This is a genomic window from Streptomyces sp. NPDC050509 (genome assembly GCF_044457965.1).
Taxonomy (GTDB): Bacteria; Actinomycetota; Actinomycetes; order Streptomycetales; family Streptomycetaceae; genus Streptomyces.
Genome location: NZ_JBITHL010000008.1, coordinates 461661 through 475331, shown reverse-complemented (window position 1 = coordinate 475331; position 13671 = coordinate 461661). Strand labels below are relative to the sequence as shown.

Below are 13671 nucleotides of genomic sequence, written 5' to 3'. Positions count from 1 at the left end.
ATGTGGGGGCGCAGACGGACAGATCGTCGTCCGTTCGGCTGTGGCGGAGCTGGCTTCGTTGCCTGCGGCGCCTACGGCTCATGCCCGGTGATGAACGACTCGAAACCGCCGGGTAACGGCTACATATGTGGCGCCAGGCATAGTGTCGCACCCGCAGGGCCGGAACGCCCAGGGACGTAGGTCACAGGGCGGACGATTTCCCCCGCCGGGCCCGGCCGGACGGGGAATCTTTTCGGCCGCGCCATGTGTCGTACGGATGTACGGAACGTACCGGGAATGTACGAGGCGTATGTACCGGGTGAGGGTTACGGGGCGGGGGTTACGGGGCCACGAGGCGGGCGCGTCAGAGGGCGGCGCCGAACAGCGCGCCGAGCCCGTACGTGAGCGCCGCCGCCGTACCGCCGAGGACGAGCTGCCGCAGCCCGCTGTACCACCAGCTCCGCGCGGTCACCCGGGCCACCAGCGCGCCGCAGGCGAAGAGCCCGACGAGCGCGAGCAGCACCGCGGGCCAGAGCACGGTGGCACCGAGCAGATACGGCAGGACGGGCAGCAGCGCGCCCAGCGCGAAGGAGCCGAACGACGACACGGCGGCGACCAGCGGCGACGGCAGATCGTCGGGGTCGATGCCCAGCTCCTCGCGGGCGTGGATCTCCAGCGCCTGCTCGGGGTCGCGCGAGAGCTGCGTGGCCACTTCGAGGGCCAGGTCCGGCTTCACGCCCCGGGAGACGTAGAGCGCGGCCAGCTCGGCCAGCTCGTCCGCCGGATGCTTGCTCAACTCCCGCCGCTCGACGTCGAGTTCAGCCTGGACCAGCTCCCGCTGAGAGGCCACGGAGGTGTACTCGCCCGCGGCCATGGAGAAGGCGCCCGCGGCGAGCCCCGCCAGCCCGGTGATCACGATCGTCTGCTGCGAGACGGCACCCCCGGCGACCCCGGTCATCAGCGCCAGGTTGGAGACCAGCCCGTCCATCGCGCCGAACACCGCGGGACGCAGCCAGCCGCCGTTCACATCGCGGTGCGTGTGATTGTCACGGTGGGCCTCGTGGAGTGTGGCCTCGGTTTCGATGATGGACATGCTTCTCCCCTTCGCGGGGGCGGATCCCGGGTCCGTCCGCGGACCGGTCCACACCCCCCAACGCTTCGAAAGTACGCACGAAAAATCGCTCCCGCCAGCAAGGAAGGCCGTACTTACCAGGCAGGAGGAGGGAAAAAGACGAGGAAGGGAAGGCGGTCAGGCGCCCGGATCGCCGAACGGCAGATCGCGGTGGAAGACAGCCATGGGCTGCCCCGGCCCGTTGTAGTCGTCGACGGTCTCCACGGCGAAGCCGAGTCGGCGGTGGAAGGCGACGGAGCCGGTTTTCCCCACCGAGGTGACCGCCTTGAGCCGATCCGCGCCCTGCCCCCGCGCGGCCTCGGCGAACGCCGCGTACAGCCGTCGCCCGAGGCCGGTGCCCCGCGCGTCGTCCCGGACGGCGACGAGATGCGTGTACCCCGTGCCCGTCGGGGTGACGAACCCGAAGAGATACCCGCGGATGCCGTCCTCGGCGCGCGCCACCAGGCAGGTCGGGCCGAACTCCTGCACCAGGGCGAGCAGGTGCAGCGACCGGAGATCGCGCTCGCCCCAGTAGCGCGGGTGGTCGGCGAGGACCTGATGGACGTCCGCCGTCCGCGCCGGTTCGATCCGTGGGCCGTTCGCCGTCGCCGTCGCCGTCATGGTCACGAGCATGGCAGGTGACGCGCGTCGCGGATGCCACCCGGGTGACAGCGAGGCGCCACCCGACTCGTCCGGCGCTCCACGTGGCAGGGATGGCGGAAGACGCCATGGGTGGAGTGGGGGCAGAGGGTGCAGAGGTCGGGGTCGAGTTGAGGGGTCACACCATGGAACAGACGGCATGCGACCCCGCCGCCGAGATCGCGGTGGTACGTGACCGGGCGCGCGGCGCGCTGCTGGGCCTGGCCGTCGGCGACGCGCTCGGCGCGCCCGCCGAGAACATGCGGCCCTCCGAGATCCGGCGCCGCTGGGGCCGGATCGAGGGCTTCGTGGCCGAGCACCCGGCCGGTACGGACGACACCGAGTACGCCATCTTCTCCGGGCTGCTGCTCGCCCGGCACGGCTCGGCGCTGACCGTCGCCCATGTCGAGAAGGCGTGGCACCACTGGCTCGCGGACCACGACGAGGGCCCGTTCCGCGGGGCCGGCTTCAGTGAACGCGGCACCCTGGAGAACCTCAGGCGCGGGCTCGCCGCGCCGATCACCGCCCAGCACCGGCACGCCTGGAGCGACGGACTCGCGATGCGCGCCGCGCCGTTCGGGGTCTTCGCGGCGGGCCGCCCCGAGGAGGCGGCGCGGCTGGTCGCCGTCGACGGCCGGGTCAGCCACGACGGCGAGGGCATCTACGGCGGCCGGGCGGTCGCGGCGGGCGTCGCCGCCGCGATGACGGGCGCGGGACCCGCCTCGGTGATCGCCGCCGCGCTCTCCGTCATCCCCATGGACTCCTGGACGGCCCGCACCCTGCGCCGCGGTGTCGTCGCCGCGCGGCACGCCTACCCCGACACCCTCACCAGGGAACGCGCGGTCCGCTCGGCGGTGGTCATCGGCGGCTACCCGTGGACGGACCTGGCCCCCGAGGCGGTCGGCCTGGCCTTCGGCGCGTTCGCCGCGGCGCGCGGCGACTTCCGTACGTCGGTACTCACCGCCGTCAACATGGGCCGCGACGCGGACACCACGGCGGCGGTCGCGGGCGCGCTGGCGGGCGCCCTGTCGGGGGCACGGGCGATCCCCACGGAGTGGTCCTCGGCCATCGGCCCGGTACGGGGAAGCTGTCTGCCGTCGATGCGCGGCTACCACGTCCTGGACATCGCCGACCTGCTCACTCCGTACGACGACGATCCGTACGGGGACGGCCCGTACGACGGCGGTCCGTACGGCGACGGTCCGTACGGCGACGGTCCGTACGGCGACGGCCCGGACGGCGACGAAGAGGCGGCCTCATGACGACGGGACGGAACGACGCGCAGGCCACGACAAGGGCAGGGGCAGGGGCAGGGGCAGGGGCGGGGGACGGGGTGGGGCTCCCCGTGGCCGGGAGCGCGGGGCGCGCCCCGGGCGGGGCCGTCGCCCAGGGGTACGGATCCGGGCTGCTGCTCGCTCCTGAGCCGGCCCGCGCCGCCCCCCGCGATCCGTTCCGGCGGATCGAGGGCCTGCTCCTCGGGCTCGCCGCCGGGGATGCCGCGGGCTGGCCCGCCGCGCGCCACCGGGCGGCCCGGATGCCCGAGTGGACCCGCCGGCTCACCCGTGAGCTGGACACCTTCGCCGAGCAGAACGCGACCACCACCCTCCCCGTCCCCATCGCCCTCAACCAGCCGCCCGAACCGCTCCGGCTCGGGCCCTCCGACGACGCCGAGTGGGCGGCCTTCGCCGCCGGGTGCGTGCTCGCCGCCGCCGGGCGGCGCTTCGACGGGTTCACCGCTGCCCGCAGGGTCCGCGTCGCCGTCGACCTCGCCTGGAACTCCCTGGCCGGCGAGATCGCCGCCGCCGCGGCACGCGCGCCCGAGGTCGAGTCGGCCGTGCCGCCCCTGCGGGCCCGGATCTCCGTACGCGCGGGCCTCGGCAATCTCGCCACCGGGCTGCGCCCGCCCGCCACCGGTCACGACAATCCGCACTACTTCGACGACGCTGCCTGTGTCCGCGCCGCCGTTCTCGCCACCGTCCACCCCGGCGACCCCTCACGCGCCGCCGCGCTCGCGGAGTTCGACGCCCGGTACACCCAGGACGGCGACGGGGTGCACGGGGCCCGGGCGATGGCCGCGGCCGTCGCCGCCGCATTGGGCGGCGCGGATCCCGAGGCCGCCGTGGACGCCGCGCTCGCCCAGCTCCCCGGCACCACGGAGATCGGCCGCAACGCCCGCCACGCCGTCAAACTGGCCCGGGACTTCGCCCATGAACCGGCCGGCGCCTTCGCCCTCGTACCGCTGCTGGAGCATCAGATCGTCGACCACGTCTACAGCTACGGCATCGCCGCCGCCGAGACCGTCCCCGTCGCCCTCGCCCTGACCCTCGCCGCCCGTGGCGAGGTCAGCGGCGCGGTCCCGGCCGCCGCCTGTCTCTCCCGGGTCGCGGACTCCGCCCCCGCGCTGGCCGGCGCGCTGACCGGCGCGCTCGGCGGCGGGGACGCCGTGCCCGTCGCCTGGCGGGACGCCTGCCGCACGCTCGCGGGGTGTGCGCTGCCCCGGCTCGCCGGTACGGATCTGGTGGAACTCGCCGGGCTTCTCACAGCCACGGAACTGACCGCTCCGGGGGGACAATTCCGACATGACGACGCTGAGCACTCCCCCGACGCCCGGCACACCTCCACCTCCCGTCACACCTGACCCTTCCGAATCTCCCGTCTCGCCGGACCTCGGCGACCGGATCGCCGGCGCGCTGATCGGCGCGGCCGTCGGCGACGCGCTCGGCGGCCCGGTCGAGGGGTACTCCCCCGAGCAGATCGTGGAGCGGCACGGCGGCCGGGTGACCGGCATCGTCGGGCCGTGGTACGAGGACTGGCGCACCGCACGCCCCCTCGCCCCGTACCACAAGGGCGACGGCCACATCACGGACGACACCCTGATGACCCACGCCCTGATCCGGGTGTACGCCCGCGTCCGCGACCACCTCGACGCGTACACGATCGCCGAGCACCTCGTCCCCGACCTGATCTCCACCCCGCGCTGGATCCCCGAGCTGGAGGCCGAGGCGCTGCTTCTCCAGCGGATCTTCCTCGCCGAGAAGTGGCTGGTCGCACGGGTGCACTACGGTCATGTCGACCCGCGCGAGGCGGGCACGGGGAACATCGTCAACTGCGGCGCCGCGATGTACATGGCGCCGGTGGGACTGGTCAACGCCGCGCATCCGCGGGCCGCGTACGCCGAGGCGATCGATGTGGCGGGCGCGCACCAGTCGTCGTACGGACGTGAGGCGGCCGGGGTCTTCGCCGCGGCCGTCGCCGCGGCCTGCGCGCCGGAGGCCACGCCCGCCACGGTGGTGGAGACCTGCCTCGCCGTCGCGAAGGACGGCACACGCGCCGCGATCGAGGCGGTGTGCGAGGTCGCCTCCCGGCACCGCTGCACGGAGTCGGCGCTGCGCGGACTGCGCGAGGCCGTCACCCCCTTCGACACGGTGGGACCGCACTACCGCGCGCCCTCCCTGGGCGCCCGCAGGCCCTCCCGGCTGCACTCCATCGAGGAACTCCCCATCGCGCTGGGCATGTTGCTGATCGGCGCGGGCGACTACCGCCGTACGGTGCTCGGTTCGGTCAACTACGGCCGGGACTGCGACTCGATCGCCACGATGAGCGGCGCGCTCGCGGGGGCGCTGGGCGGCGCGGCGGCGGTCCCGCCGGAGTGGGCGGACCGGGTGGCCGAGGCGAGCCGCCTCGATCTGCGGTCCCCGGCACGGGAGTTGACCGCGGTGGCGTACGAGATGTTCGCCCGGGACACGGAGCGGCGCCGCGCCCACGAGTCGGCCTTCGCCCGGCTGACGGTGCGTCAGTTCCAGGGGGTACGGTGACGGGCCTTCGGCTCACCTGGGTGCAGCCCGAGGACCTGGTCGGCCACGAGCTGCGTCAGGCGGCGGAGGACGGCCGCGACGCCACGGAGATCGCCGGCCGCTGGCACGCGGCGGGCGGCGCCCCCGCCCCGGACCGCGCGGGCGCCTCGCCCGAACCGGCGGCGCCCCGACTGCGGTCGCTGGCAGGGCGGTTGCTCGATGAACTGGCCGAACTGCCCGCCCCGCGCGCCGAGACGGAGCCGACGGACCTCACCGCGATCCGGGCGGCCTGCCCGTCCTGGCCCCCCGGACCGGAGGAACCACAAGGCGATTCCCAACCCGCGCTCACCCAGGGCGCGTTGCACGCGGCCTGGCTCGGCCGGGCCGCCGGCTGTCTGCTCGGCAAGCCCGTCGAGAAACTTCCCCTCGCCGGTATCCGCGCCCTCGGCCGCGCCACCGGCAACTGGCCGCCGCGCACCTGGTTCACCGCGCGCGGTGTACCGGCCGAGCTGGCCGCCGCGTACCCCTGGAACCGGCGCTCCGCGCCGACCTCGCTCGCCGAGAACATCGACGGGATGCCCGAGGACGACGATCTCAACTACCCGCTCCTCAATCTGCTGCTCCTCCAGCGCCACGGGCCGGAGTTCACCACCGCGCAGGTCGCCCGGCTGTGGCTGGACGAGCTGCCGGCCGGGCGTACCTTCACCGCCGAGCGGATCGCGTACCGCAATCTGCTCGCCGGGATCGAGCCGCCGGACACCGCCCGGTACCGCAACCCGTTCCGGGAGTGGATCGGGGCCGCCATCCGGGCCGACATCCACGGCTGGACCCACCCCGGCGACCCCGCGTCCGCCGCCGCGCAGGCCCACCGGGACGCGACGCTCACCCACACCGCCAACGGGGTGTACGGCGCGATGTTCGTCGCGGCGATCATCGCGGCGGCGGCCAGGAGCGCCGACGTGCACGCCTGTCTGCGGGCCGGGCTCCGCGTCGTACCACCGCGCTCCCGGCTGGCCGGGGCGGTGGGCCTCGGCATCGAAACGGCCCGCGCCCACCCTGACTTCGACACCGTGGCCGATGTGCTGCACGCCGAACTCGGTCACTACCACTGGGTCCACGCGGTCCCGAACGCCGCGCTGCTCGCCGCCGCGCTCACCCACGCTGACGGCGACTTCAGCGGCTCCATCTGCCGTGCCGTGTCCGGGGGTTGGGACACCGACTCGAACGGCGCGAGCGCCGGGTCGATCGCCGGACTGCTGGCCGGGCACCCGGCCAGGCTGCCCGACCGCTGGACAGCGCCGCTCAAGAACCGGCTCGCGACCTCCGTCGCCGGCTTCCACGGCACCGGCTTCGACACCCTCGCGGAGCTGACCCGCGAGGCCACCCACGCCGTACGCACCGAGATCGAGGCCCGATGACCGACGACACGGACGACCCGACGGACGACACGACGGACGAGAAGACGTACGGGAAGGCGTACGGGAAGACCGCCACCGCGCCCGAAGCCTCCGCCCGCCCCCTCGCCCTCGCCGGGGTGCGCGTCCTCGATCTCGCGACGCTCTTCGCGGGGCCGCTGGCGGCCACCCTCCTCGGTGACTTCGGCGCCGAGGTGATCAAGGTCGAGCACCCCACCCGCCCCGACCCGTCGCGCGGGCACGGCCCCGCCAAGGACGGGGTGGGCCTGTGGTGGAAGCTGCTCGGCCGCAACAAGCGGACCATGACGCTCGATCTCTCCACCCGGGGCGGCCGTGAGCTGCTGCTCGGGCTCGCCGCGCGGACGGATGTGATCATCGAGAACTTCCGGCCCGGCACCCTGGAGAAGTGGGGCCTCGGCTGGGACGAACTCTCCCTGGCCAACCCCCGGCTCGTGCTGGCCCGGGTGACCGGCTTCGGCCAGTTCGGTCCGTACGCGCATCGCCCCGGCTTCGGCACGCTCGCCGAGGCGATGAGCGGTTTCGCCGCCGCCACGGGCGAGCCGGACGGGCCGCCCACGCTCCCGCCGTTCGGCCTCGCCGACTCGATCGCCGCGCTGGCCACGGCGTACGCGGTGATGACCGCGCTCAGTGGGCGGGACGCCACGGGCCGGGGCCAGGTGGTCGATCTGGCGATCATCGAGCCGATCCTGACCGTGCTGGGGCCACAGCCGCTCTGGTACGACCAGCTCGGCTACGTCCAGCCCCGTACGGGCAACCGCTCCCGCAACAACGCGCCCCGCAACACCTACCGCACCGCCGACGGCTCCTGGCTGGCGGTCTCCACCTCGGCCCAGTCCGTCGCGGAACGGGTGATGCGGCTGGTCGGCCGCCCTGAGCTGATCGACGAGCCGTGGTTCACGACGGGCGGCGGGCGCGCCGGCCACGCGGACACCCTGGACGACGCGGTCGGCTCCTGGATGGCCCGCCACACCCGCGACGAGGCGCTGGCCGCGTTCGAGAAGGCCGAGGCGGCGATCGCGCCCGTCTACGACATCCGCGACGTGATGACCGATCCGCAGTACCGGGCGCTGGAGACGATCACCGAGGTCCAGGACCCCGAGCTGGGGCCGCTGCGGATGCAGAACGTGCTCTTCCGGCTCTCCGAGACCCCCGGCGCGATCCGCTGGGCGGGCCGGCCGCACGGCGCGGACACGGACGCCGTCCTCACCGAGCTGGGCCTGTCGGCGGGGGAGATCGCCGCGCGGCGTGCGGAGGGTGCGCTGTGAGCACCGTACCCACCCCGCTGACCTGGCTGTACGTCCCCGGGGACCGGCCGGAGATGATGGTGAAGGCGCTGTCCTCGGGCGCGGATGTGGTGATCGTGGACCTGGAGGATGCGGTCGCGCCGGAGCGCAAGGCGTACGCGCGGGCCGCCACCGCCGAGTTCCTGACCGGGCCGCACCCGCTCCCCGTCCATGTCCGGGTCGCGGACGAGACGGATGTGCCCGCCGTGGCCGCACTGCCGGGGCTCGACGGGCTCCGGCTGCCGAAGGTCACCCACGCCTCCGACATCCACCGCGCGGCGGCGCGCGCCCCCGGCGTCCCGCTGTACGCCCTGCTCGAATCGGCCCTCGCCGTGGAACACGCCCACGCCATCGCCTCCGCGCACCCGGCGGTCCGTGGCATCGCCCTGGGCGAGGCGGATCTCCGCGCCGATCTGGGGGTACGGGACGACAGGGGCCTGGACTGGTCGCGCGGCCGGGCCGTGGTGGCGGCCCGCGCGGCGGGGCTGGCGCCCCCGGCGCAGTCGGTGTTCCCCGACGTACGGGACCTGGACGGGCTGGCGGCATCCTGCCGCCACGGCCGGGCGCTGGGCCTGCTGGGCAGGGCGGCGATCCACCCGCGCCAGCTCCCGGTGATCGAGCGCGCCTACCGGCCGTCCCCGCAGGAGATCGCGTCGGCGGAGGAGATCGTCGAGGCGGCGGCCGAGGAGGCGGGCGCGCAGGCGCTGGTCGACGGGCGTTTTGTGGACGCGGCGATCGTGGCGGCGGCGCGGCGCACACTCGCCCTGGCGGTGCGGGGGTCGCAGACGGTCACCTGACGCGACCGCCGCACCGCTTCCCCTCCCGGCACAGCGTGCCGGGAGGGGTACTGGGTACTACAAGGTACGGGTACTAGCTCTGGCCAGGCTTCCCGGCGGGGGTCTTCCCCTCGTCCGTGGAGTCCGTGTCGGCCTTCGCGTCGGCCTGGGTGGCGCCCTTCGCGACCTTCGTGGCCTTCGCGTCCACCTTGCCGTCGGAACCGGAACCGGTCTCGCCGTCCGCCGTCGCGTCGGCCTTCGCGTCGAGGTCCGGCTCCACGATCTCCTCACGCCCCGGCCGCAGCCGCGACGAGATCACGATGTAGGTGACCGCGAGCAGGAAGACGAGGACCGCCGTCCAGACGTTCAGCCGGACGCCCAGGATGTGGTGCGCCTCGTCGACGCGCATGTACTCGATCCAGGCACGTCCCACGCAGTACGCGGCGACGTACAGGGCGAAGACCCGGCCATGGCCCAGCTTGAAGCGGCGGTCGGCCCAGACGACCAGGGCCGCGACGGCCACGCACCACAGCGACTCGTAGAGGAAGGTCGGGTGGTAGAGACCGGCTTCCCGGTTCGGGCCCGCCGAGATCTCCAGCGCCCACGGCAGGTCCGTCGGCTTGCCGTACAGCTCCTGGTTGAACCAGTTGCCCCAGCGGCCGATGGCCTGCGCGAGGACGATCCCGGGCGCGATGGCGTCCGCGTACGCCGGGAGCGGGATGCCCCGGCGACGGCAGCCGATCCAGGCGCCGACCGCGCCCAGCGCGATCGCACCCCAGATACCGAGGCCGCCCTCCCAGATCTTGAAGGCGTCGACCCAGTTCTCGCCCTCGCTGAAGTAGAGCTGGTAGTCGGTGATCACGTGGTAGAGACGGCCACCGACCAGTCCGAAGGGCACCGCCCAGACGGCGACGTCGGCCACCGTGCCGACTTTTCCGCCCCGGGCGACCCAGCGCTTGCCGCCGTACCAGACGCCGACGAAGACACCGATGATGATGCAGAACGCATAGCCGCGCAGCGGTAGTGGTCCGAGGTGGAGCACTCCGGTCGACGGGCTGGGAATGTAGGCAAGGTCCATATCAGACCCGACGGTACAGTGCCGGGCGGGAGCTGCGGCAACCCGCCCGGCATTTTTTTCTCCGTAACCGCCGTCCCTGACGAGCGGGGCCGCGCCGGGGTCCCACCGGCCTCCCGGCGCCCCGGCGCCTCCTGCTCAGGCGGCGGGCAGCGTGCCCGGCTGGGCCTGGGGCTCCGTCGCCGATCCGCTCGCGGACTCCCCGGCGGGTGCCTCGTCGGGGCCACGCTGGCCCCGCTGTAGGGCGCCCGCCGGGATCGAGGCGGGCGCGGTGGGCGTGGCGGTGCCCGGCTTCTTGCCCTTGTTGGCCTCCTGGACCCACTTCTTCAGATTCGCCGGGGTGATGTCCTCGCCGCCCTTCTTCGGGAAGACTGCCTCCCCGTTGAGCAGCACGGTCGGCGTCCCGGAGAAGCCGCCCGTGCGGAACGCCTCGGCGGCCTTCTCCACCCACCGGTCGTGCTCGCCCTTCTCCACGCACTGGCGGAAGCCGGGCGCCGACTCCAGGCCGTTCACCTTGCCCGCCAGCTCCAGCAGCTTGCTGTTCTGCGCGAAGGCGTCGTCCGTCTCCGCCGGCTGGTTCGCGTACAGCAGGTCGTGGTACGGGGCGAACTTCCCGGCGTCCTGCGCGCACGCGGCGGCGTTGGCCGCGCGCAGCGAGCCCGTACCGCCCATGTTGCCGTCGATGATCGTCGCGAGGTGGTACTCGACCTTCAGCTCGCCCGACCGCTCCAGATCGTGGATCACACCGCGGAAGCCGTTCTCGAACTGGGAGCAGGCCGGGCAGCGGAAGTCCTCGTACACCGCGAGGGTGGACGGCGCGTCCGCCGCCCCCACGGGGATCGCCAGATCGTCCTTGCCGTTCACACCGGACGGCGCGCTCACCGCGCCCGCCGCCTCCGATCCTCTGTTCTTCTTCACGTTCGCCGCGATCACCCCGACGACACCGACCAGGCCGAGCACCCCGGCCACGGTCGCCGCCATGATCAGGGTGCGCCTGCGCTTCTCGCGCGCCGCGTCCGCCACGCGTTCCTGCTGGAGCCGCTCTCTCGCGCTCCTCTTTACCTCACGGTTCTTCTCGCTCACGCCCCGCAAACGAACCGGGGAGGTGCCTGCGCACCTCCCCGGTCCCACTTCCACCCGTACGGGTGACACGGCCACCCGACGCCCCGAGGGGCGGGCCGTCAGCGCTTGCGTACGCCCTCGGCCAGCTCAGCGGCGAGTTCGCGCACCGCGACCAGCCCCGCGGCCTCGTCGGGCGCGTCCAGCATCCGCTTGACGAACGCGGAGCCGACGATGACCCCGTCCGCGAACCCCGCGACCTCGGCGGCGTGCTCGGCGTTGGACACCCCGAGCCCGACGCAGACCGGCAGATCCGTGGTGGCGCGGGTCCGCGCCACCAGGTTCTGGGCCTCCAGGCCCACGGAGGTCCGCGTCCCGGTGACGCCCATCAGCGACGCCGCGTAGACGAAGCCGCTGCCGGCCTCGGTGATCGTGGCCAGCCGGGCGTCCCTGCTGCTGGGCGCCACGACGAAGACGGTCGCCAGACCCTGCTTCTCGGCGTGCTCGCGCCAGACGGCGGACTCCTGGACGGGCAGGTCGGGCAGGATGCACCCGGCGCCGCCCGCCTCGGCCAGCTCGGCGGTGAACCGCTCGACGCCGTACCGGTCGATCGGGTTCCAGTACGTCATCACGAGCACCGGCTTGCCGGTCGCCTCGTACGCCTCACGGACCGTGCGCATCACGTCGGCGATCTTCACGCCGCCCCGCAGCGCGATGTCGTCGGCGGTCTGGATGACGGGGCCGTCGAGCACCGGGTCGCTGTGCGGCAGCCCGACCTCGACGATGTCAGCGCCACCCTCGAAGACGGCCTTCACGGCCGCGATGCCGCCGTCCACGGTGGGGAAGCCCGCCGGGAGGTAGGCGATCAGCGCGGCCCGGTTCTCGGCCTTGGCAGCGGCGAGCGTGTCGCTCAGCAGCCCGATGTTCCCGCTCACTTGGCGTCCTCCCCGTTCTCCCCGTTACCGGTTCCGCTGCCGTCGTACAGTCCGAAGTACGTGGCGGCGGTGTCCATGTCCTTGTCTCCACGCCCGGAGAGGTTGACGACGATCAGGCCGTCCTTCCCCAGCTCACGCCCCAGCTCCAGCGCCCCGGCCAGCGCGTGCGCGCTCTCGATCGCCGGGATGATGCCCTCGGTGCGCGAGAGCAGCAGCAGCGCCTGCATCGCGTCGTCGTCGGTCACGGCCCGGTACTCGCCGCGTCCGCTGTCCTTGAGGTACGCGTGCTCCGGGCCGATGCCCGGGTAGTCGAGCCCCGCGGAGATCGAGTACGGCTCGGTGATCTGGCCCTCCTCGTCCTGGAGGACGTACGAGCGCGAGCCGTGCAGGATGCCGGGCTCGCCCGCCGTCAGGGTGGCGGCGTGCTCGCCGGTCGCGATGCCGTGTCCTGCGGGCTCGCACCCCACCAGACGGACGTCCGCGTCGGGGATGAACGCGTGGAAGAGCCCGATCGCGTTCGAACCGCCGCCCACGCACGCCACGGCGGCGTCGGGCAGCCGTCCGGCGCGCTCCAGGATCTGGCGGCGGGCCTCGACGCCGATGACGCGGTGGAAGTCGCGGACCATGGCGGGGAAGGGGTGCGGGCCCGCGACCGTACCGAACAGGTAGTGCGTACGGTCGACGTTGGCGACCCAGTCGCGGAACGCCTCGTTGATGGCGTCCTTCAGCGTCCGGCTGCCGGACTTCACGGGGACGACCTCGGCGCCGAGCATCCGCATCCTGGCCACGTTGAGGGCCTGGCGCTGGGTGTCGATCTCGCCCATGTAGATGGTGCATTCGAGCCCGAACAGCGCGCACGCGGTCGCGGTCGCGACCCCGTGCTGTCCCGCGCCGGTCTCGGCGATGACCCGGGTCTTGCCCATCCGCTTCGTCAGCAGGGCCTGGCCGAGCACGTTGTTGATCTTGTGCGAACCGGTGTGGTTCAGGTCCTCCCGCTTGAGGAAGATCCGGGCGCCGCCCGCGTGCTCCGCGAACCGGGGGACCTCGGTCAGCGCGCTGGGCCGGCCGGTGTAGTGGACCAGGAGGTCGTCGAGCTCGGCGGCGAAGGCGGGGTCGCTCTTCGCCTTGTCGTACTCGACGGCGACCTCGTCGACGGCGGCGACGAGCGCCTCGGGAATGAACTTGCCGCCGAAGGCACCGAAGTACCCCTCGGCGCTCGGGACATGACCTTCGGGGTCGGGAATGAAGAACTCGGACACGCGGGAACTCCTCAGAAGCAACGGACGGAGAGCACCGTAGTGCGCCGGGCGGGCGCCATCGCGCACCTCGTGGCGATCACCTGCTCCGGCGCGCACCGCGCCGGGGCCCCCGGGATCTAACGGTCCGCAGGGGCCTGGGGCGCGGTTACACGGGCCATCGCATTCCGTTGACCTGGCCGGGCTCGTCCCCGATCACGTACCGCACCCGCCGTCCGTGCACCCGCCGGGCCGGCGCGCGGCAGCCACGCGGGCGGCACCCGCGCGCGAGCGGCGCGTGGGTGTCCGGCGTGACGGCGGCTGCGGAGCGGGTGGCGGCGGGCATGGC

At 73.6% G+C, this 13671-nt stretch carries 13 protein-coding genes; 6 read left to right on the top strand and 7 right to left on the bottom strand.

What is annotated here, in order from left to right:
* Positions 1–343 precede the first annotated feature (343 nt).
* Positions 344–1072 (bottom strand): VIT1/CCC1 transporter family protein, encoded by a 729-nt coding sequence (locus ACIBJC_RS24850; RefSeq protein WP_399295956.1) that lies wholly within the window; start codon positions 1070–1072, stop codon positions 344–346.
* Positions 1073–1228: 156 nt separating this feature from the next.
* Positions 1229–1711 (bottom strand): GNAT family N-acetyltransferase, encoded by a 483-nt coding sequence (locus ACIBJC_RS24845; protein WP_399295954.1) that lies wholly within the window; start codon positions 1709–1711, stop codon positions 1229–1231.
* Between the two features lie 164 nt (positions 1712–1875).
* On the opposite strand from ACIBJC_RS24845, the gene ACIBJC_RS24840 reads away from it, so the two are divergent.
* From ACIBJC_RS24840 to ACIBJC_RS24815, 6 genes are read left to right on the top strand one after another with little or no spacing between them, the layout of a single operon-like run.
* Positions 1876–2991, top strand: a complete 1116-nt coding sequence (locus tag ACIBJC_RS24840) for an ADP-ribosylglycohydrolase family protein (RefSeq protein WP_399295952.1) — start codon at positions 1876–1878, stop codon at positions 2989–2991.
* Positions 2988–4367 carry an ADP-ribosylglycohydrolase family protein gene (locus tag ACIBJC_RS24835; RefSeq protein ID WP_399295950.1) on the top strand — a complete coding sequence of 460 codons (1380 nt, stop codon included), beginning with the start codon at positions 2988–2990 and terminating at the stop codon, positions 4365–4367. The genes ACIBJC_RS24840 and ACIBJC_RS24835 overlap by 4 nt, the downstream gene beginning before the upstream one ends.
* Positions 4309–5544: an ADP-ribosylglycohydrolase family protein gene (locus tag ACIBJC_RS24830; protein ID WP_399295948.1), complete on the top strand. Its 1236-nt coding sequence runs from the start codon at positions 4309–4311 to the stop codon at positions 5542–5544. Before ACIBJC_RS24835 ends, ACIBJC_RS24830 begins: the two co-directional genes overlap by 59 nt.
* Positions 5541–6941 carry an ADP-ribosylglycohydrolase family protein gene (locus ACIBJC_RS24825; RefSeq protein WP_399295946.1) on the top strand — a complete coding sequence of 467 codons (1401 nt, stop codon included), beginning with the start codon at positions 5541–5543 and terminating at the stop codon, positions 6939–6941. Before ACIBJC_RS24830 ends, ACIBJC_RS24825 begins: the two co-directional genes overlap by 4 nt.
* A complete protein-coding gene (locus tag ACIBJC_RS24820; RefSeq protein ID WP_399295944.1) occupies positions 6938–8224 on the top strand; it encodes a CaiB/BaiF CoA transferase family protein in 1287 nt (428 codons plus the stop codon). The genes ACIBJC_RS24825 and ACIBJC_RS24820 overlap by 4 nt, the downstream gene beginning before the upstream one ends.
* The gene (locus tag ACIBJC_RS24815) at positions 8221–9039 is read left to right on the top strand and encodes an HpcH/HpaI aldolase/citrate lyase family protein (RefSeq protein WP_399295942.1); all 819 of its coding nucleotides are present in this window, start codon (positions 8221–8223) and stop codon (positions 9037–9039) included. Before ACIBJC_RS24820 ends, ACIBJC_RS24815 begins: the two co-directional genes overlap by 4 nt.
* Positions 9040–9112: 73 nt before the next feature.
* Here ACIBJC_RS24815 and lgt read toward each other — a convergent pair whose 3' ends face one another.
* The 5 genes from lgt to trpM form a co-directional block, all read right to left on the bottom strand.
* Complete coding sequence (lgt, locus tag ACIBJC_RS24810; RefSeq protein ID WP_399295940.1) at positions 9113–10096, bottom strand: prolipoprotein diacylglyceryl transferase; 984 nt, start codon at positions 10094–10096, stop codon at positions 9113–9115.
* Positions 10097–10231: 135 nt separating this feature from the next.
* On the bottom strand, positions 10232–11176 hold the full coding sequence (locus ACIBJC_RS24805; RefSeq protein WP_399295938.1) for a DsbA family protein: 945 nt from the start codon (positions 11174–11176) through the stop codon (positions 10232–10234).
* 98 nt (positions 11177–11274) lie between these two features.
* Complete coding sequence (gene trpA, locus ACIBJC_RS24800) at positions 11275–12087, bottom strand: tryptophan synthase subunit alpha (protein ID WP_399295936.1); 813 nt, start codon at positions 12085–12087, stop codon at positions 11275–11277.
* Positions 12084–13346: a tryptophan synthase subunit beta gene (gene trpB, locus ACIBJC_RS24795; protein ID WP_399295935.1), complete on the bottom strand. Its 1263-nt coding sequence runs from the start codon at positions 13344–13346 to the stop codon at positions 12084–12086. The genes trpA and trpB overlap by 4 nt, the downstream gene beginning before the upstream one ends.
* Positions 13347–13491: 145 nt before the next feature.
* Positions 13492–13668 carry a tryptophan biosynthesis modulator TrpM gene (gene trpM, locus ACIBJC_RS24790; protein ID WP_399295933.1) on the bottom strand — a complete coding sequence of 59 codons (177 nt, stop codon included), beginning with the start codon at positions 13666–13668 and terminating at the stop codon, positions 13492–13494.
* Positions 13669–13671 lie beyond the last annotated feature (3 nt).

What these genes read in the sequence shown, in the direction of transcription:
- ACIBJC_RS24830 (WP_399295948.1), top strand. Translation starts at nt 4,309, where the DNA reads ATGACGACGCTGAGCACTCCCCCGACGCCCGGCACACCTCCACCTCCC.
- ACIBJC_RS24840 (WP_399295952.1), top strand. Translation starts at nt 1,876, where the DNA reads ATGGAACAGACGGCATGCGACCCCGCCGCCGAGATCGCGGTGGTACGT.
- ACIBJC_RS24845 (WP_399295954.1), bottom strand. Translation starts at nt 1,711, where the DNA reads ATGACGGCGACGGCGACGGCGAACGGCCCACGGATCGAACCGGCGCGG.
- ACIBJC_RS24850 (WP_399295956.1), bottom strand. Translation starts at nt 1,072, where the DNA reads ATGTCCATCATCGAAACCGAGGCCACACTCCACGAGGCCCACCGTGAC.
- ACIBJC_RS24835 (WP_399295950.1), top strand. Translation starts at nt 2,988, where the DNA reads ATGACGACGGGACGGAACGACGCGCAGGCCACGACAAGGGCAGGGGCA.
- ACIBJC_RS24820 (WP_399295944.1), top strand. Translation starts at nt 6,938, where the DNA reads ATGACCGACGACACGGACGACCCGACGGACGACACGACGGACGAGAAG.
- trpM (WP_399295933.1), bottom strand. Translation starts at nt 13,668, where the DNA reads ATGCCCGCCGCCACCCGCTCCGCAGCCGCCGTCACGCCGGACACCCAC.
- lgt (WP_399295940.1), bottom strand. Translation starts at nt 10,096, where the DNA reads ATGGACCTTGCCTACATTCCCAGCCCGTCGACCGGAGTGCTCCACCTC.